The 18435-nt window shown below is 67.1% G+C and carries 15 protein-coding genes; 11 read left to right on the top strand and 4 right to left on the bottom strand.

Annotated elements, in window-relative coordinates; translation table 11 throughout:
* Positions 1–26 precede the first annotated feature (26 nt).
* Both BLS91_RS10130 and BLS91_RS10125 read right to left on the bottom strand, forming a co-directional pair.
* The gene (locus BLS91_RS10130) at positions 27–3014 is read right to left on the bottom strand and encodes an AAA family ATPase (RefSeq protein ID WP_092340604.1); all 2988 of its coding nucleotides are present in this window, start codon (positions 3012–3014) and stop codon (positions 27–29) included.
* Positions 3011–4207 (bottom strand): exonuclease SbcCD subunit D, encoded by a 1197-nt coding sequence (locus BLS91_RS10125; RefSeq protein WP_092340603.1) that lies wholly within the window; start codon positions 4205–4207, stop codon positions 3011–3013. Before BLS91_RS10125 ends, BLS91_RS10130 begins: the two co-directional genes overlap by 4 nt.
* Before the next feature lie 173 nt (positions 4208–4380).
* Here BLS91_RS10125 and BLS91_RS10120 point away from each other — a divergent pair, with 173 nt between their 5' ends.
* The 7 genes from BLS91_RS10120 to BLS91_RS10090 all read left to right on the top strand — a co-directional run bounded on the left by BLS91_RS10120 (position 4381) and on the right by BLS91_RS10090 (position 11726).
* On the top strand, positions 4381–5169 hold the full coding sequence (locus BLS91_RS10120) for a DeoR/GlpR family DNA-binding transcription regulator (RefSeq protein ID WP_092340602.1): 789 nt from the start codon (positions 4381–4383) through the stop codon (positions 5167–5169).
* On the top strand, positions 5166–6167 hold the full coding sequence (locus BLS91_RS10115; protein WP_092340601.1) for a 1-phosphofructokinase family hexose kinase: 1002 nt from the start codon (positions 5166–5168) through the stop codon (positions 6165–6167). Before BLS91_RS10120 ends, BLS91_RS10115 begins: the two co-directional genes overlap by 4 nt.
* Entirely contained in the window at positions 6164–8176 is a 2013-nt protein-coding gene (locus tag BLS91_RS10110) for a PTS fructose transporter subunit IIABC (protein ID WP_092340600.1), read from the top strand. Before BLS91_RS10115 ends, BLS91_RS10110 begins: the two co-directional genes overlap by 4 nt.
* Before the next feature lie 104 nt (positions 8177–8280).
* Positions 8281–10032, top strand: a complete 1752-nt coding sequence (ptsP, locus tag BLS91_RS10105) for a phosphoenolpyruvate--protein phosphotransferase (RefSeq protein ID WP_092340599.1) — start codon at positions 8281–8283, stop codon at positions 10030–10032.
* 53 nt (positions 10033–10085) lie between these two features.
* Positions 10086–10364, top strand: coding sequence for an HPr family phosphocarrier protein (locus tag BLS91_RS10100; protein ID WP_092340598.1), 279 nt, complete (start codon positions 10086–10088; stop codon positions 10362–10364).
* Positions 10365–10506: 142 nt separating this feature from the next.
* Complete coding sequence (locus tag BLS91_RS10095; protein ID WP_369827297.1) at positions 10507–10779, top strand: hypothetical protein; 273 nt, start codon at positions 10507–10509, stop codon at positions 10777–10779.
* Positions 10780–10781: 2 nt separating this feature from the next.
* Positions 10782–11726, top strand: a complete 945-nt coding sequence (locus BLS91_RS10090; protein WP_092340597.1) for an FHA domain-containing protein — start codon at positions 10782–10784, stop codon at positions 11724–11726.
* A gap of 50 nt (positions 11727–11776) precedes the next feature.
* Here the strand turns inward: BLS91_RS10090 and BLS91_RS10085 are convergent, their stop codons facing one another.
* Positions 11777–12283, bottom strand: a complete 507-nt coding sequence (locus BLS91_RS10085; RefSeq protein ID WP_092340596.1) for a hypothetical protein — start codon at positions 12281–12283, stop codon at positions 11777–11779.
* Positions 12284–12585: 302 nt separating this feature from the next.
* On the opposite strand from BLS91_RS10085, the gene BLS91_RS10080 reads away from it, so the two are divergent.
* The 3 genes from BLS91_RS10080 (at position 12586) to BLS91_RS10070 (ending at position 16684) form a co-directional block, all read left to right on the top strand.
* Positions 12586–14412, top strand: coding sequence for a gamma-glutamyltransferase family protein (locus BLS91_RS10080; RefSeq protein WP_092340775.1), 1827 nt, complete (start codon positions 12586–12588; stop codon positions 14410–14412).
* A 169-nt stretch (positions 14413–14581) separates the two neighbouring features.
* Positions 14582–14782: a hypothetical protein gene (locus BLS91_RS10075; protein ID WP_092340595.1), complete on the top strand. Its 201-nt coding sequence runs from the start codon at positions 14582–14584 to the stop codon at positions 14780–14782.
* 654 nt (positions 14783–15436) lie between these two features.
* The gene (locus BLS91_RS10070; protein ID WP_092340594.1) at positions 15437–16684 is read left to right on the top strand and encodes a trans-sulfuration enzyme family protein; all 1248 of its coding nucleotides are present in this window, start codon (positions 15437–15439) and stop codon (positions 16682–16684) included.
* Positions 16685–16723: 39 nt separating this feature from the next.
* Here BLS91_RS10070 and BLS91_RS10065 read toward each other — a convergent pair whose 3' ends face one another.
* Entirely contained in the window at positions 16724–17491 is a 768-nt protein-coding gene (locus BLS91_RS10065; protein ID WP_092340593.1) for a gamma-glutamyl-gamma-aminobutyrate hydrolase family protein, read from the bottom strand.
* A gap of 210 nt (positions 17492–17701) precedes the next feature.
* Between BLS91_RS10065 and BLS91_RS10060 the strand changes: the two genes are divergently transcribed.
* Positions 17702–18433, top strand: coding sequence for a PspA/IM30 family protein (locus BLS91_RS10060; RefSeq protein WP_092340592.1), 732 nt, complete (start codon positions 17702–17704; stop codon positions 18431–18433).
* Positions 18434–18435: the final 2 nt, after the last annotated feature.

Genomic DNA, 18435 nt, shown 5'->3' with positions numbered 1-18435 from the left:
AACGATTCCGTACCGCCCACGAACGGTCATTCGGCGGGTGCGTTGGCCTCGATTCGGCTGTAGCCCTGGTCGGTGACCGAGATACGCAGGGTCGCCGGGATCTGCTCTTTCATGGAGTCGACGTGACTGATCAGGCCGATCGTGCGTCCGCCGGCGCGCAGGGTGTCGAGGGTGCTCATGGCCGTCTCCAGGGTCTCGCTGTCGAGCGAGCCAAACCCCTCGTCGACGAACAGGGTGTCGAGCGTGATGCCGCCGGCTTGCCCGGTCACCACCTCCGCCAGTCCGAGCGCGAGAGCAAGCGAGGCCAGGAAGGTCTCGCCACCCGAAAGAGAGTGCGTCGCCCGGGCTCGACCGGTGAACTCATCGCGGATCGCCAGCCCCAGTCCCGACCGAGCACCGCCCTTCACTCGGGAGTCATCGTGTTCGAGGGCGTAGCGGCCGCTGGTCATCGTGCGCAGCCGCAGGTTGGCCGCCACGACGATCTCTTCCAGCTGGGCGGCTAGAACGTAAGTCTCCAGCCGCATCCGTTTCGTGTTCGGTTCGTCTCCCTGCACGACGTCGGCCAGGCCTCGTACCTGGGAGTGTTCGTCGAGCAGATCAGCGGATGCCGCGAATCGCGTTGTAACGCCCCGCACGAGCACGTCCAGCTGGCCGGCACGTTCGGCGAGCGAGCTGTGCGCGCCCACAGCGTCATCGCGCGCGCCGCTCGCGGCTGCGAACGCCAGCCGGGATGGCTCAAGATCGACCGGATCTGGCGCAAGATCGATCAGCTCAGGATCTGCCACTGCCGCCAGGGCCGCTGCACGCTGGTCGTCATAGGACCGCACATCGTTCGCCAGCTGTGCGGTCTGGCGCTCGTCGAGCCGCGCCGCGGCAGCGGTTTCCTCGTCATCAAAGGCTTGCTCCGCCAGTTGGCTCGCGAGGTCGAGGTCGGCGGCATCACGAGCCGCGGCGCGCTGCTGGCTGAGCACGAGGGCGTCGTCGAGGGCGCGAGCGCAGTCCAGCTCGTGCTGCAGAGCGCGCGCCTGGTCGGTCACGGTATCGCGATCACCACGCTGCGCTCCCACGCGGGCCACGAGCAGGTCACGCTGCCCCGACCGTTCGCTGTGGGTGTCTGCCGCAGTATCGCGTGCCGCCCGGAGGCTCACCACCGCGGCTCGTGCGTCGGCCTGGGCGTCCCGCAGGTCGGCGTTTTCCTGCCGAAGCCCACCGACCAGGCCGGCAGCCGTGCGCGCGGTGGCCAACCGGGCCCGGGCAGCCACGCCTTCGGCGCGGAGCTCGTCAACACTTCGTTGCCCGGCCAGCGCCTGCGCCTGCCCGAGACGATTCGTCAGGGCGGCCTGGGTCTCCTGAGCATCGGCCAGTTCGCGCTGCCGGCCCTGCATCTGCAGTTGGGCCGAATCGAGGTCGGCTGCAGTGACCTGTTCGCCCTCCGCTGCTGCGGGAGCCGGGTGTTCGACCGAACCGCAGACCGGGCAGGGCACACCATCGACGAGGCGGCTGGCCAATTCGGACGCCTGCCCGGCGAACCGACGAGCCACGAGGGCCTCGTAGGCAACGGCGGCCGCCGCGTTGTCCCGACTGCGGTCGAGCAGTTGAGCGCCCGCCCCGGCCAGCTCGGTCTGCAACGACACCACGTTTTCGGCGGCCGTGAACGCGGCGTCGGACCGGCGCACGGCGTCGTCGGCGTTAGTCTCGCCGGAGGCGGCGAGGGTTGCGGCCGCGAGTTGCTCGCCGACGAAATCGATCTGCTGAGGCAGCTCATCGATGCGATTCTGCGCACGCGTCAAACCGTTGGTGTGGCCGGTGAGCACGTCGAACAAAGCGGTGATCTCGTGGTTCAGGGCAGGGAGCTGCTTCTCTTCCGCGAGTACCTCCGCGAGCGCTCCGAGACGTCTCACGAGGGCGTCCATGATCGGGCGCAGCACCGGCTCGGACTCGCTCTGCGCCGTGCTGCCGCTGACACCGGCGCTGCTGTCGCCGAACGGCAGCCAGGCGACCCGCGCCAAGGTTTCAGCGGCCAGAACGGCCTGCCAGTCGGCAGTCGCGGCCCGGCTGCTGCGAATGTGCGGCCAGACCCGTGCCGCTCGGGCGGCCCGCAGCAGTGTGCTGCGTTCTTCCTCGACCTCGGCCCGGCGGCCGTCGAGGGTGGCGAGAGCGGTGTCGGCCAGAGCGCGGCGGCCCTGACGCCGCTGGGTCTCCGTGGCCGCGCGGTGGTCGGCAGTGGCTTCAGACAGCAGAGCGGCCGCACTGGCCGACTCCTCTGCGGCGGCGTCGACTGCGCTGGTCAAGTCGGCCAGAGCGCCCTGAAACCAGCCCAGGTCGGGGGCGATGGGCGGTTCAGAAAGCCGAAGCTGGTGCATGGCAGCGGTGGTGTGTTCGACGATGTCGCGCTGCACGTCAGCGAGCCGGTCGTCGAGTGATTTGCGGCGCTGCACGAGCGCGGTTTCCAGTTGCTCAAATCGGGTGGTCCCGAACAGGGTGCGCAGCACGGCACGGCGTTCATCGGTCTTGGCCAGCAGAAAGTATTGGAACCGGTTTTGGGCGAGCAGGATCACCTGCAGGAATTGGTCGGCCTTCAGGGGCAGGATCGTGCTCAGTTCCAGGCCGACCGCGTGTGGTTTGGCCGCAAGGCCTTGCCACTCGGTGCCGTGGAGCACCTGCAGTACAGCGGTGGGCGCCGCGGTGGTGGTTCCGGTGCCGTTCTTCTTCGCCCGCTCGTAGGCGGGGCTGCGCAACAGGCGATACTCACGCCCGCGCAGGCTGAAGTCGAGTTCGACAAAGGTGGGATCATCGGGCTCGCAGTAGTCGCTACGCAACGGCTGCTTTCCATCGGGAAACCGCGGCACTTGGTCATAGAGAGCGAAGCAGATAGCGTCGAGAATACTGGATTTGCCGGCGCCGGTCTTGCCGGTGATGAGAAAGATGCCGTCGGCATCGAAACGTTCGAAATCGACAATTTGTTCAGTCTTATATGGCCCGAATCCGGCCAGACGCAGTCGCTGGATCTTCATGCGTTCACCTCCTTCACACTCTGTTCGTTTAACAGTTCTGCGACCAATGCACTTTCAAACTCGCTGGGACCGACCCCGTTGCGAACGAACGACAGGAAGCCAGCCACAATCTCGGTATCCCCCGTGGCCGCGCGAATGCGCTCGGCGTAGGTGGAGCCCTCCGCATCGAGAGTGATCGTGGGGCGGTGCTCGAGCGTCACCGCGTGGACAAATCGGGATTGCAGCGCCCGCATCGCGTCGAGCGGGCGCACCCGGTCGGTGAGAATGGCTTTCACCCAGTCGCCCTCGTTGTCGGCGAATGCCTCGTCAGCGAGCAGGTCGGCGAGTTCGCCGGTGAGTACCGCGAGCCGGCGCGGAACGGGCAGGTCGACCCACTCCACGGCACCAGCGTCGGAGCCCAGGCCGTCGGCGCCGAGTTCGACCAGCCAGGCACCGCGCGGCTTGCCGGCCTCGGCGAAAGAGTAGTGCAGCGGCGCCCCGGAGTAGCGCACCCGCGGGGTGAGGGTGGCTCGCCCGTGAATGTGGCCGAGCGCGACGTAGTCGCAGCCGTCGAACACCGACAGCGGTACGAGGTCGAGCCCGCCGGCGGTGATATCGCGCTCCACATCGCTCGACTCGGCAGCCGGGGCGACGCCGGCCGCGAAACAGTGCGCGAGGACGACGCTGCGGCCACCCCGGCCGCCCGCAGTGAGGCGCAGCGCCAGGTCGTCCCGAATGCGCGTCATGGCGAAGTCGAGCACCTGCTCCTGCGTTTTCAACGGTACACCGGGGTGCAGGTGGCGAATGAGGGCCGGCTCCAGGTAGGGGATGCCATAGAAATGAACCGGGCCGTGCTCGTCGGTGAGGGTGATCGGCGAGGCGTATTGCTCGGGCCGGGTCAGGATGTGGATGCCGGCCAGCGCTGCCCACTCAGCCTGAAACCCGAGCCGGGTGGCCGAGTCGTGATTGCCGCTGGTCATCACAACGGATGCCCCGGCCTCTTTCAACCGCCGCAGCGTGTCGGTCAGCAGCGCGTAGCTCTCTTTGGAGGGCATTGCGGAATCGAAGACATCACCGGCCACGGCCACCACGTCGACACCGCGTTGCACCACCACCGCAACCAGTGCGTCCAACACGAGACCGAGGTGCTCGAGCGTGGAATGGGTATGGAAGGTGCGCCCGATGTGCCAGTCCGAGGTGTGCAGAATCTTCATACCAATTACGCTACCGGGGCCCACCGACATGCCCGACCGGCAGCATCCGCGTGCCGCTGCGCAGCAATATTTCTTTGTTTATCTTCTCTTTTCTTGACAAACAAAAATAAACACAGCTAAAGTCAATGAAACCAACTTCGTGACCAACATCACTCACCGTCGAGGAGGCATTCGTGTTCGCCGAAGAACGTCAACTCTTGATCGCCGCACTCGTGGCAACCCAGGGCCGGGTCACCGTCACCGACCTCGCCACGCGATTCGCCATCACCGCCGAGACCGTACGCCGCGACCTCGACACCCTCGAAGCCGCCCGCCAGCTGCGGCGCGTGCACGGCGGCGCGGTCGCCATCGACCGCCTGAGCCTGTCCGAACCGAGCCTCGACGAACGCCAGACCCAGCACCTCGACGAGAAGTCGCGCATCGCCGACGCCGCCATGCGCATGATTCCGGCCAGTCGCACCGGTTCGATCCTGCTCGACGCCGGCAGCACCACGGAGCTTCTCGCCGACCGCCTGGCCAGCTTCACTCCGGCTGTCAGCGGCGACCAACTTCTGGTGATCACCAACGCGGTGCCGATCGCCGGCAAACTCTCCAGCAACGAGACAATCCAGCTGCACATTCTCGGGGGCCGCGTGCGCGGGCTGACCAGCGCCATCGTCGGCGCCGGAACCGTCGCGCAGCTCGGGTTGCTGCGCCCCGACATCGCCTTCATCGGCACCAACGGCATCAGCGCCACCTTCGGACTCAGCACCCCCGACTCGGTCGAAGCGGCCGTCAAAGCGGCCATCGTCACCTCAGCCAGGCGCGTCGTCGTGCTCGCCGATTCCAGCAAGCTCGACCAGGAGACCCTCGTCTGTTTCGCCGCCCTCGCGGCCATCGATACCCTGATAACGGATGCCCCGCCATCCGCTGATCTGGCCGCAGCCCTCGCCGCGGCCGACGTCGACGTGGTGATCGCATGATCGTCACCCTGACCCCCAACCCGAGCCTCGACCGCACCATCGAGCTGGCCGGCCCGATCGAACGCGGCGAGGTGCAGCGGGCCGTGGCCGCCCACAGCGAACCCGGCGGCAAGGGCGTCAACATCTGCCGCGCCCTCGAAGCGAGCGGCATTTCAAGCCTCGCCATTTTGCCCGGTGACGCCGACGATCCGGTGCTGCTCGCCCTCACCAGCCAGTCAATTCCACACCTCGGCCTGCCGATCGGCGCGCCCCTCCGCAGCAATGTCGCGATCACAGAACCCGACGGCACCACGACCAAGCTCAACGAACCCGGCCCCGTACTGAGCCTCGCCCAGCAGGATGCCCTGGTGGAACTCGTTCTGGAACAGTCGGTCGGCGCGAGCTGGCTGGTGCTGGCCGGATCGGTACCCCCCGGCGTGCCCGACGACTTCTACGCGCGCATCATCGGCGAGCTGCGCACCCGACTCGGTAGCCACGCGCCGAAAGTCGCCGTGGATTCCTCCGGCGGCCCGCTCGCCGCGGCAGCTCTGGCCCACCCCGACCTGCTCAAGCCCAACGGTGAGGAACTCGCCGAGCTGAGCGGCCTCTTCGACGGCGACACGCTCGAAGCAAACCCCGATCTCGTCGTCGACGCAGCTCGCGTTCTCATCGCCGGTGGTGTCGGCGCCGTGCTCGCCACCCTCGGAGCGAAGGGCGCCGTGCTCGTCACTGCCGCCGAAAGCTGGCTCGCCACGACTCCCCCAATGCTCGCCGTAAGCACGGTCGGTGCCGGCGACTCGGCCCTGGCCGGCTACCTGCTGCAGAGCAACCTCGGCGCGAGTGCCCCCGATTGCCTGCGCCAAGCCGCCGCCCACGGCGCTGCCGCCGCCTCCCTGCCCGGTTCCACTGTTCCCGCCCTGCACCAAACCAACCCCAGCGCCGTCACCGTGACGGACCTTGCCCCAGTCCTGGCCTCCGAGCCGGTCCTGGCCACACATCCAAAGGAGGATGACCAGTGAGTGCACTGATTACCCCGGAGCTTGTTGCTCTGGACACCTATCTCGGTACCGAGCCGAAAGACGTCATTCGGCACCTGGCCGAGCTCGTCGTCGGCGCCGGCCGAGCCACCGAGATCGAATCTCTCTACGCGGATGCCCTGGCCCGCGAAGCGAAGACCGCCACCGGCATCCCGGGCGGGCTCGCCATTCCGCACTGCCGTTCCACGGCCGTGCTGGAGCCCACCCTGGCACTGGCCCGCCTATCGACGCCGGTCGACTTCGGTTCCAAGGACGGCCCGGCCGACCTCGTCTTTCTCATTGCGGCGCCGGACGGCGCCGACCAGGAGCACCTGAAGATTCTGGCCAAGCTGGCCCGGTCGCTCATGAAGAACGACTTCACCGCGGCCCTGCGGGACGCGTCGACCGCGCAGCAGATCGTCGAACTCGTGGGCAACGTCGTCGCCCCGGTGCCGGTTGCTGCCGGCGCCCACGCCGGCAGTGCCGAAAACGCGAACGCCGGCACCGGCCCCGCACGGTCCGGCATGAAGCGCATTGTCGCCGTCACGGCCTGCCCAACCGGCATCGCCCACACCTACATGGCCGCCGACTCCCTCGTGGCCGCCGCCAAGGCCGTCGGAGTCGACCTGCAGGTTGAGACCCAGGGCTCGGCCGGACTCACCCCGCTCGACCCCACCGTCATCGCAGCGGCCGACGCCGTCATCTTCGCCGTCGACGTCGACGTGCGTGGCCGGGAACGCTTCGCCGGACTGCCCGTCATCAATGCCCCGGTCAAGCGCGGAATCGACGAACCCGGACGATTGATCGAGGAAGCCCTGGCCGCCGCGCTCAACCCGAACACCCGTCGCGTCAGCGGCACCGTTGACCTCGGGGGCTCGTCAGAGGAGAAGAGTGAGCACCTGGGCCAGAAGCTCAAGCGAGCCCTGCTCACCGGTGTCAGCTACATGATTCCGTTCGTCGCCGGCGGAGGCCTGCTGATCGCCCTCGGCTTCGCCCTCGGCGGCTTCGAGATCACCAAGGTCGCCGATGCAGTCGTGCTGAACAACAGCCTGTTCAACCTTCCCGACGGGGGCCTGAACATCTATCTGGGAGCGGTCTTCTTCAAGATCGGCGCCCTGTCGATGGGCTTCCTGGTTCCCGCCCTGGCCGGCTACATCTCCTTCGCCATCGCCGATCGCCCCGGCATCGCTCCCGGCTTCGTCGCCGGTGCCGTGGCCGGATTCATGGGTGCCGGGTTCCTCGGCGGCATCGTCGGCGGACTGCTCGCCGGTGTCGTCGCTGTGAACATCGCCAAAATCAACGTTCCACGCTGGCTGCGCAGCCTTATGCCCGTCGTCATCATTCCGCTGATCGCGTCGATCGTCGCCTCCGGGTTGATGTTCATCGTGCTCGGCGGTCCGATCGCCCTGCTGACCGTGGGACTGAGCGACTGGCTGAACGGCATGACCGGGGCATCCGCTGTGATTCTCGGTGTCATTCTCGGCCTCATGATGGCCTTCGACCTCGGCGGCCCGGTCAACAAGGTGGCCTACGCCTTCGCCGTCGCCGGCCTCGGCGCAGCCACCCTCGCCAACCAGGCACCGTGGCAGATCATGGCCGCGGTCATGGCCGCCGGCATGGTGCCGCCGCTCGCGATGGCCCTGGCCACCGTGGTCGACCGCAAGCTGTTCAGCCTCGCTGAGCGGGAGAACGGCAAGGCGGCCTGGCTTCTCGGGCTCTCTTTCATCTCCGAGGGTGCCATTCCGTTCGCCGCCGCCGACGTCTTCCGCGTAATTCCGGCCAGCATGCTCGGCGCCGCCGTCACCGGTGGACTGTCGATGGCCTGGAACATCACGAGCAAGGCACCGCACGGAGGCGTCTTCGTGTTCTTTGCGATCGACAACTTCTGGTTGTTCCTGCTCGCAATCGCGATCGGTACTGTTGTATCAGCGTTTGCCGTTGTCGGACTCAAGCGCTACGCCGTGCGGAAGCGTCCGGTTGACGCTCCGGAAGCCGTGCTCGTCAACGCCTGATCCGGTGCCGGCGCCGCGCGAACCAGCGCAGCCAAAACGACACGCGCGACCGCAGTTCCGCAATACAGTGACGCCAGCCGAATGCTGGGATGAAGGAATCGAGGATGATCGTGCAGACGCTTTCAGGCAGTGCCGGTGCAGGCCAGGCACCGGCAGACCAGGCCGAGACCGGCCGCACCTTCTCCGGAGTCGGAGTCAGCCCCGGACGCATCATCGGTTCCATCCTGCTGATGCCCAAAGCGGTTCGTGAACCCGCAGTCGGCGAGCAGCTGGTTGCGGGAACAAGCGCGGAAGACGCATCCGCTCTGCTGCGCACCGCGGCGAAAGCCGTGCAGACCAACCTCACGGCCCGCTCGTCCTCGGCTTCGGGCACCGGCCGGGAGGTGCTGGAAGCCACAGCACTAATGGCGAACGACCCGATGCTGGTGAAGGCCGCCGTGAAGCTCATCAACAACGGCGCCTCGGCGGAACGCGCAATCTGGGACGCCGCCGCGTCGGTGGCCGAGATGCTGCACAATCTCGGCGGCTACATGGCCGAGCGAGCGACCGACGTCCTCGATGTGCGGGGGCGTATCGTCGCCGAGCTGCGCGGCGTTCCCGCGCCCGGAATTCCCTATTCGGACACTCCGTTCGTTCTGGTCGGCGAGGACCTCGCGCCGGCCGACACCGCCACCCTCGACCCGGCGAAAGTCATGGCCCTCGTCACCTCGAGCGGCGGGCCCCAGTCGCACACGGCCATCATTGCTCGCGCCCTCGGGCTGCCGGCCGTGGTCGCCGCAGTGGGGGTCGACTCTCTCACTGACGGCACCCTGGTCTTCGTCGACGGAGCCGCCGGCACGGTCCTGGTCGACCCCGGCGGCGACGAGGTCGCGCTCGCCAAGGCGTGGGAGACAACCACCGCCGCCCTCGCCGTGTTCGACGGGACCGGGCGAATGAAGGACGGCCACCTGGTTCCGCTGCTCTCCAATGTCGGTGGCGCAAAGGATGCGGTCAAGGCTGCGGCAGCCGGTGCCCAAGGCGTCGGGCTGCTGCGCACCGAGTTCTGCTTTCTGGAACGCGACACCGAGCCCACCATCGCCGAACAGGTTGAGGCCTATCGCGGCGTGTTCGACGCTTTTCCGGGCAAGAAGGTGGTCGTGCGCACGCTTGATGCCGGCGCCGACAAACCACTGCCGTTTCTGACCGATGCGTCCGAGCCCAACCCGGCCCTCGGCGTGCGCGGCTACCGCACCGATTTTACTTCGCCCGGCGTGCTCGAACGCCAGCTGCAGGCCATCGCGCAGGCCACCGAGGGCACCGAAGCCCAGGTCTGGGTGATGGCGCCGATGATCTCCACCGCCGAGGAAGCCGAACATTTCGCCAGCCTCTGTGCCGCAGCTGGCCTGAAAACGCCCGGCGTCATGGTCGAGGTCCCCTCCGCTGCCCTGACCTCCGCGAGCATTCTCGAACACGTCGATTTCGTCAGCCTCGGCACCAACGACCTCACCCAGTACGCCATGGCGGCCGACCGCCAGCTCGGCCCGCTCGCGGGCCTCAACACCCCGTGGCAGCCCGCCGTGCTCCAGCTGATTCGGCTGACCGTGGCCGGATCGCGCGACGAGGGCCACAACAAACCCGTCGGTGTCTGCGGCGAGGCCGCTGCCGACCCCGCCCTCGCGGTCGTATTAGTCGGCCTTGGCGTCACGACGCTGTCGATGACCGCACGGGCTCTCTCCGCCGTCGCCGCTGTGCTCGCCAGCGTGACGCTCCCCGAGGCCGAGCAGCTGGCCAAACTGGCTCTGACAGCGCATTCGGCAGCGGATGCCCGTCGCATCGTTCGCGAGAAACTACCCATACTTAACACGCTGGGGCTCTAACCCGCCACACCCGTTTCACCGTACTTTTCACGCGCCTACCCCTGGAGGATCCCATGTCTGAACGAACCGCCGTCATCGCCAGCCGCGTCGGCCTGCACGCTCGCCCGGCCGGAATTTTCGTCGCCGCTGTGGGCGAGCTGCCCCTCGAAGTGACCATCGCCATGGCCGGCGAACCGGCCGACGACGCCATGGACGCCTCGAGCATCCTCTCGATCATGAGCCTCGGCGCCTCCAACGGCGACACCGTCGTGCTGCGGGCCGAGGGTGAGGGCGCCGAGGAGGCTCTCGACTCACTCGTGAAGATTCTCGAGACCGACCTCGACGCCGAATAATGCCCGTTCCCGTTTTACCCAAAATCCTTTACGCCACACAGCTAGGTAAATAGGCTAGGTAAATCTCGAGGTTCTCTTCCTCCTGACCGGTGCACTTGCCGGAACCTGCACCATTCTCTGTGCGAGCGAAAAGGAACTTACCGTGACCGAACGACAGACATACCTGGGCAATGTCGAGAACTCCGCTGACTCCGAGGAGCGCACCATCAAGGACTGGACCGATCTCGGCCAGGAAATGTGGTCCTATCTCACGGGCAAAGGTGCAGCGATCAACTACAGCTTCATCGATATGGTCGTCGAGGTTCCCCGCGATATCGGTCCAGACGCTCCGCGAGCCGTGTGGAAGTTCAACGGCACCCTGCGTGTAACGACGAGCGACCAGAAATCCGTCGGCTCCGATCCCTTCCGCGGCTAATCATGGGCTCCTCCGCGAGCGTGCCCCCGGCCTCGAACATCGATCTGCACATCGATCTCGCCTTCTCGCTGGAGGAGCCATCGGCCCGGCCCGATGGCTCCTCCGACGGTTCGACCGGCGACACTTTTGGAGCCGCCGACACCATGCAAGGCACGATCACTGCAGACGGCAGAGATGTGACCATCTACACGAGCAACCCGGAAATGTTCGTGCAGGGCCGGGCACTCAACCTGGAACCGTTGCGCGCACTGGCCGGCGAGTTGGCGAATCGTGGATTGACGGTGTCCGTCACCGGCCCCGTCGGGCTCATCGCCCGACTGGGCGACGTACAGGCATCCGTCACGCAACGTCTGGTGACGCGGTCACCGCACATCGTTCTCGGGTCGAGAAATGCACTCGGACCGCTGGTGCAGGCCCGCATGCGCGGGCAGGCCCGCATGCCGGTGGCGATTCCGCTTCCACCGTCGACCGTGTTTCCGCTCGCGCCGACCTTCGACCGGCGCAGCCGCCGCCGGGTCACGACGACGCACTACACGCCGGGAAGCGGGCGCCCGCGCCTCATTTTCGTCGTGGGGTCGAAGAATTGGAACGGACAGATGCCCCGAGAGTTCAACCTGCTTCCGGGCACGACGACTATCGGTTCGTCGGCCGACGCGGACCTGCAACTGCCCGGCCTGAAACCCCTGCACGCCGAGATTCGCCACGATGACAACGACGAGTACCGCCTGTTTGCGATCGGTGAGGTCGGGGGCAGTTCCCGGCCGGCCGAAGACGGCCGCAGCATCGGCAACGGACAGATTCTGCGCACCGGTTCGCGGCTTGAAATGGGCCCGTGGCGGATGGGCTATTTTCGGGAAGAGTTCGCCGATCACGGCCGCCCGTTCGGCGGGCGCGTCGGCGGCGAACTGGCCTTCCAGAAACCACAGCCGCCCCGGCCGCGCAGCTGACCGGCCCGGTGGGTGCCGCACCTCTGTGCGGCACCCACAGGGCTAGGAAGTTACGACGTGAAGAGACCGGTCCAGACCGCGCGTGATCCCGATTCTCCGATGAGCGCCACGGTCACCACAGCTCCGATCGCGCTGACCAGAACGGCCAGGTCGAGAATGATGGTGGCTACTAGACGTCCCCTGCGGCTCGGCACAGCGGATGCGAAACGCCCGCCGGCACCGACAAAATAGCGATACCAGACCCACTGCACGACGGCCACGAGGAACAGGGCGATCACCCACGGCAGCATGGTGCGACCGAGCGCAGTGTGGGTTCCGAGCAGCGGGGTGACGTTGACGAGGCGGGATTGCAGCCACTCTCCCGCCTGCACCGCCAGGGGGACCAGCGCGAGCGCGGCGAGGGCCACGAGCGGCGTCACGATACCCAGCCGCCGCCGAACGGCCGGCCAGAATGCAGTGAGCAGCGTGCATAGTGCCGCCAGCGGAACCACGATCACGACGGCGTGCACGATGAGGACGTGCAGCGGCAATCCGTTGAATTCCCAATCAAAGTTCATGGTGCGTCTCTCCCGATGTCGAGTTCGCGCCGCGCCGCGCCGGTTGTGCTCGACCGGCCGGAGACCTCCGGCCTGAGCGGGCACTTAGTGCGCCTGATCATTGCACAAATCGAGCTGATTCGACGTAAATGAGTCGAAGTGGCGAGCCGTCGGCATGCTCACCCGCTATCGGGTCACGCCGTAATCAGCGGTGGGCGGGGTGCCGACCGGCACCCCGCCCACACTCGTGCGAGGGTAGACGGGTGACCTATACCGCTGCGAACACCTTCACCACCCGTCCGACCCTGCAGGGAACATTTGGCATGACCGCCTCGACGCACTGGCTCGCGACGGCCTGCGCCCAGGCCGTGCTCGAACGCGGCGGCAACGCCTTCGACGCGGCCGTGGCCGGCGCCTTCGTGCTGCACATCGTCGAACCCCATCTCAACGGTCCGGGCGGCGACATGACCGGCGTCTTCGTCACCGCCAGCGAACCCGATGCCCCCCGCATCTTGATGGGGCAGGGCCCGGCCCCAAAGAACGCCACCATCGAGCACTACCGGTCGAAAGGCCTCGACCTGGTTCCCGGGTCTGGTGTGCTCGCCGCGGCCGTTCCCGGCGCGGTCGACGCCTGGCTCGTGCTGCTGCGCGATTATGGCACCTGGGAGCTGTCTGACGTGCTCGCGTTCGCCCTCGGGTACGCGCGCGACGGGCATCCGATTCTGGGACGGGTCGTCGCCACGATCACCTCCGTCGCGACGCTGTTCACCGAGCACTGGCCCACCTCGGCAGCGCAGTGGATGCCGGATGGTCGCCTTCCACAGGCCGGCGACCTCGTGACCAATGCGGCCTGGGCGCGAAGCCTCGACCGTCTGCTCGCGGCCAGCGCGGACGCGGCCGTCGCGACCCGCGAGGGGCGCATCGACGCGGCCAGGCTGGAATGGCGGGAGGGGTTCGTGGCCCGGGCCATCGTCGACTTCGGGCGCACGCCGCACCGCCATTCCTCGGGAACCGACCACGCCGGTGTTATGACCCTGGCGGATCTGGCCGGCTTCGAAGCGAGCATCGAGGAGGCCGTGACCGTCGAGTTTCGGGGTTACACGATCGCCAAGACCGCCGCCTGGGGCCAGGGACCGGCGCTGCTGGCGACCCTGATGATTCTGGACGGCTTCAGCGACGAGTACCTCGACCCCTCGACCGCGCTGGGCGCGCACACGATTCTCGAGACCCAGAAACTTAGCATCGCCGATCGGGAGGCCTACTACGGCGATGCCGCGGTGCCCACTAACTCTGTGCCGCTCGAATACCTGCTCTCGGCCGACTACGCGGCCACCCGGCGGGCACTCATCACGGATACCGCCTCGCACGAGTTTCGCCCGGGCATCGTTCCCGGCCACGCCCCGTACTACCCGGTACTGCGCACCGACTACACAACGGAGGCGCTGTTAGATCAGGGTGCGGGGTCATCCGCTGGGGTGGGCGAACCGACGGTGGCCGCGCCGGCCAGCGCTGCACCATCTCGCACCGTGGCCGAGCCCGAAACGCTCTCGACCGGCGAACTGCGCGGTGACACCTGCCACATCGACGTCGTCGACCGCTGGGGCAACATGGTCTCGGCGACGCCGTCGGGTGGCTGGCTGCAATCGTCGCCGACGATTCCCGAGTTGGGGTTCTGCCTCGGCTCCCGGCTGCAGATGACCTGGCTCGAGCCGGGCGCACCCTCGGCACTGACCGGCGGCAAGCGGCCGCGCACGACCCTCACGCCGACGCTCGTGCTGAAGGACGGGCAGGCGGTGACGGCGCTCGGCTCCCCCGGCGGCGACCAGCAGGACCAGTGGCAGTTGCTGTACCTGCTGCGCACGATCGTCGGCGGCTACACCCCGCAGCAGGCGATCGATGCGCCCGCGTTTCACAGCACCTCGTTTCCGGGTTCGTTCTGGCCGCGCACCTGGGAGCCCGGCGGCGCCGTGGTGGAGGATCGGCTGGGCGATGCGGTAATCACCGAGCTGGAACAGCGTGGCCACCGCATTACCCGCGCCGGCGACTGGGCACTCGGCCGCATCTCGGCGGTCACTCGGGAGCCGCAGACCGGGCTGCTGCAGGCGGCGGCTAACCCGCGCGGGGCTCAGGGCTACGCGGCCGGTCGCTGACTCCGCGGCAAAATACCACCCTTCCGGGTTTTCTGCTGTCCCCACGAGTGGGGAGGACATTGACCTGTCTATCCCCACTAGATTGGAGCTATCGAACCGATTACCCGAGTCGGCGATGGAACGGACAATCGTGAAAATGTTGCAGACAGAGTGCCCAGAATGCCAGCAAATGGTATGGATCACGTCGGATACCCGGTTCGCGACCTATCACTCGTTGGCCAACTCCACCACGGATTGCCCCGGCTCCCGCATGAACGTTCCGGTACCCCCCAAACAGACTGCTGCGAGCCGTCGGCGCGCGCAGGCCGAGCTGCTCGCCTGGACCCACGCCACGAGCGCGGTCGGCGCCGGCAAACACCAGGCCGCCTGACCCGTTGCTCCCCGGGATCGACATCGACTCACCCGACCAATCGATGCCTTCCCCGTTCCGGTTCGCGAGAGCGGGAAATTCGTTGCCTAAGCACTCCTGAAGCAACAATTTTTCCGCTCTCGCGCGTTGTGGCGGCGCGGGGTTGGGGTAGCGCTGGTGGGCGGCATCCGCTTCGCGCAATTCGTGGTCGATACCCACAGCCTGCGATCTTCAACTGTTCGACCTCCCATCCGGGTGGGTCACTGTTCGTAAATTCACTGTCAGTGACTTTTCTTGCTCACGAATGACCACGTGGATTTGTCGGGATGTCTCCTAGATGTTTCCAAAGAGTTAAAACAGCGCGGCGGGGTGCACCCGGACGGGGGCGGCCCGCGATGCCTGCGGTTGCAACGGATGCATAACAAACCGACCGACCGGGAACGGCTGGCTGCCCGGTGGGGGTAGACTCCTTTTTCCATTTTTATCAGCCTCTTCTCAGGCCGTCCCCCGTACGGTTATAAACGGAGTTCCCCCACTCCAACGATTGGCCCCGGTATATTTCTCACCTCCCCCCAGGCGAGAAGTGCCGGGGCTTTTTCGTGATCTCGGCCCGGCCAGATGCCGATGGCGCGTAACGTTCGGCGCCGCACTCCGCGATGGGCCTAGCGTGGTGGAATGAGCCTTCGCACCGAACCGACGCCCACCACGAGCCCGGCACCGCGGCCCGACAAACACGACCCGACCACGCTGGGCTTCCAGACCCAGTCGGTGCATGCCGGCAACGAGATCGACGCCGGGTCGGGCGCGCTGCGCACGCCGATCGTCATGGCCAACTCGTATGCCCTGCCGGAGGACCCGTCGACGCTGAGCTGGTCGGGTGCGACCCCCGGTCTCTACACCCGCAACACCGGCACTAACCAGCAGGGCCTGCAGCAGAAGCTCGCCGTGCTCGAAGGCGGCGAGGACGCGGTGACGCTGGCCAGCGGGGTCGCGGCGCTGCACGCCGTGTTCTTCACCCTGCTGAAGAGCGGCGACCACGTCGTCGTCGCCAACGTGACCTATGAGGCCTCCTATCGACTGTTCACGGAGCTGTTGCCGGAGAAGTACGGGATCGAGGCCACCTTCGTCGACGCGACGGACCTGGCGGCGGTGCGCGGCGCCATCCGCTCGTCGACGCGGTTGATTCACATTGAGACGGTCGGCAACCCCACGACCGCGGTAACGGATGTCGCGGCCGTCGCGACGATCGCGCACGAGGCCGGCGCGCTGCTCTCCATAGACAACACGTTCACGCCACCACCGCTGTTTCGCCCGATCGAGCACGGAGCTGACCTGGTCGTGCACTCGCTGACCAAGTACATCAATGGGCACGGCGATGCGATGGGCGGCGCGGTGATCGGCGGGGCAGCGCTGATCCGCCGGATCAAGCTCGACGCGATGGTCGATGTCGGCGGTGTGATCAGCCCGTTCAACGCCTGGCTGATCATGCGCGGCTCGGTCACCCTGCCGCTGCGCATTCGGCAGCACTGCGAGTCGGCGCTGGCCATCGCCCGCCTTCTGGAGGCCGACCCGCGGGTGGCGTTCGTGGCCTACCCGGGTTTGGCGTCGCATCCGCAGCACGCCGTCGCGCTGCGACAGCTGTCGCACGGGTTCGGCGGGGTGCTCGCTTTCGCGGTCGCCGGCGACAAGGCCACGCAGAACCGGTTCGTCGCGAACCTGCGCGTGATCACCTCGGCCGTGTCACTCGGCCACGACGAGTCCCTCATCGTGCACGTCGACAATTCCGGGCCGCGCGTCGCGGCCTACCCGGCCGCGTTTCGCGAGTTCGGGCACCTGCGCTTCTCGGTGGGCCTCGAGGACACCGCTGATCTGGTGGCGGATCTCGTGGCGGCGCTCGATGCTACGTTCTCGGCTGCTGCCTAAGGCGTGCGAGGTGCTGCGGCTTGCTTCGCCGGTGCGAACTTAGGCGGCGAGCGCGTTCGTGACCCGCGCCCGGGCGTCGTGCTGGGCGGCGAGGCCGGCCAGGAGCAGCGCCAGCTGGTCGACCGGGGCATCGGGCGCCTCGGGGTGCCACTGCACACCGATGATCGGCGCGGTTTCGTGTTCGAGGGCTTCGATCAGGCCGTCGGGAGCGTGCGCGGCAGCAACGAGGCCGGAACCGAGGCGGTCGACGATCTGGTGGTGGGCACTCTGCACCGAGATGTCGACGCGGCCGAGGCTCGCGGCGAGGGTGCTGTCATTGCTGAGCGTGACGTCGTGGGTGGAGAGGATCTGGTCGATCGGCACGCCGATGTTTTTGTGGATGCCGTCGTCGATGTGCTGCACCAGGTTGCCGCCGAGGGCGACGTTGATGATCTGCAGGCCACGGCAGATGCCGAGCAGCGGGGTGCCGAGCGCGAGGGCGCGCTGCACGAGAGCGATCTGCCCCTCGTCGGCGGCGGCAAAGTGCGCTGTCTCGCCCTCATAGCCGGTGGAGCCGCCGTAGAGGTGGGGGGTGACGTCTTCGCCGCCGACGATGACGAGGGCGTCGGCATCCGCTGTGAGGCGAAGCAGGGCGGCGGGCGTGACGTCGGCCGCAGCGACCCGCGTGACGGTCCAGCCGGCTTTGTCGGCCTCGGTGACGACGCGGGCATTGAGCACCTGCACCTTGGCGTGATACGCGGGGCGGTCGGGACGCGCGGTGGTGACCTCGACGACGGCGAGCATCCGGTTCGTGAATTCTTGGTTCATGGCGCGGCTCCCGTCGTGTCGTGTTGTTTCCATTGTGAGCGGGGCGCGCGTGGCACGCGAGCGCCCCTGTAACACGGGGCAACATCGCTCCCGGTTCGGATTTTCGACGGTTCCCAGACTCGTGTCTGCCGGTCACCCTAAACTTTGCAACAGGCACGCACGTTCCTGGCGAGACCTCGCCCAGGGTCACTCCTTTGAAAGGACCTCCGAATGACCAAGCAGTCCATCTTCGGCCGTATTGCCCAGCTCGCGAAGGCGAACATCAACTCGATCCTCGACTCGGCGGAAGACCCCGCGAAAATGCTCGACCAGATGGTGCGCGACTTCTCCAGCAGCATCTCCGACGCCGAAAGCGCCATCGCCGAGACCATTGGCAACCTGCGACTGCTCGAAGACGACCACCGCGAAGATCAGGAAGCTGCCGTGGAGTGGGGCGACAAGGCCCTCGCGGCCAGCCGCAAGGCCGACGACCTGCGCCTCGTCGGCAACGCCGCCGACGCCGACAAGTTCGACAACCTTGCCAAGGTCGCGCTCGGCCGCCAGCTTCGCGACGAGAAGGAGGCGCGGGCCGCCGAACCGCAGATCCAGTCGCAGACGGCCATCGTCAACCAGCTCAAGACCGGCCTGAACGCCATGAAAGAGAAGCTGGTGCAGCTCACCAACAAGCGCGCCGAGCTGATCGCCCGGTCGAAGACCGCCCAGGCGCAGGCTCAGGTGATGGACGCCGTCAAGAGCATCGATATGATGGACCCCACCAGCGAGGTCAACCGGTTCGAAGACAAGATCCGCCGCGAAGAAGCCCGTGTGCGCGGTGCCCAGGAGCTCGCAGCGTCGAGCCTCGATGCCCAGTTCGAAAGCCTCGACGACCTCGGCGAGCTGACCGAAGTGGATGCCCGACTAGCGGCTCTCAAGGCCGGCAACACCGCAGCCATCGAGGGCTAGTC

Source organism: Cryobacterium flavum, from assembly GCF_900103805.1.
Classification (GTDB): domain Bacteria; phylum Actinomycetota; class Actinomycetes; order Actinomycetales; family Microbacteriaceae; genus Cryobacterium; species Cryobacterium flavum.
This window is presented reverse-complemented; position numbering and strand designations above follow the sequence as displayed.

Bases quoted from the DNA above. Each gene is read 5' to 3' on its own strand.
- BLS91_RS10130 (WP_092340604.1), bottom strand. From the start codon at position 3,014: ATGAAGATCCAGCGACTGCGTCTGGCCGGATTCGGGCCATATAAGACT.
- BLS91_RS10125 (WP_092340603.1), bottom strand. From the start codon at position 4,207: ATGAAGATTCTGCACACCTCGGACTGGCACATCGGGCGCACCTTCCAT.
- BLS91_RS10115 (WP_092340601.1), top strand. From the start codon at position 5,166: ATGATCGTCACCCTGACCCCCAACCCGAGCCTCGACCGCACCATCGAG.
- ptsP (WP_092340599.1), top strand. From the start codon at position 8,281: ATGATCGTGCAGACGCTTTCAGGCAGTGCCGGTGCAGGCCAGGCACCG.
- BLS91_RS10100 (WP_092340598.1), top strand. From the start codon at position 10,086: ATGTCTGAACGAACCGCCGTCATCGCCAGCCGCGTCGGCCTGCACGCT.
- BLS91_RS10090 (WP_092340597.1), top strand. From the start codon at position 10,782: ATGGGCTCCTCCGCGAGCGTGCCCCCGGCCTCGAACATCGATCTGCAC.
- BLS91_RS10085 (WP_092340596.1), bottom strand. From the start codon at position 12,283: ATGAACTTTGATTGGGAATTCAACGGATTGCCGCTGCACGTCCTCATC.
- BLS91_RS10080 (WP_092340775.1), top strand. From the start codon at position 12,586: ATGACCGCCTCGACGCACTGGCTCGCGACGGCCTGCGCCCAGGCCGTG.
- BLS91_RS10075 (WP_092340595.1), top strand. From the start codon at position 14,582: ATGGTATGGATCACGTCGGATACCCGGTTCGCGACCTATCACTCGTTG.
- BLS91_RS10070 (WP_092340594.1), top strand. From the start codon at position 15,437: ATGAGCCTTCGCACCGAACCGACGCCCACCACGAGCCCGGCACCGCGG.
- BLS91_RS10065 (WP_092340593.1), bottom strand. From the start codon at position 17,491: ATGAACCAAGAATTCACGAACCGGATGCTCGCCGTCGTCGAGGTCACC.
- BLS91_RS10060 (WP_092340592.1), top strand. From the start codon at position 17,702: ATGACCAAGCAGTCCATCTTCGGCCGTATTGCCCAGCTCGCGAAGGCG.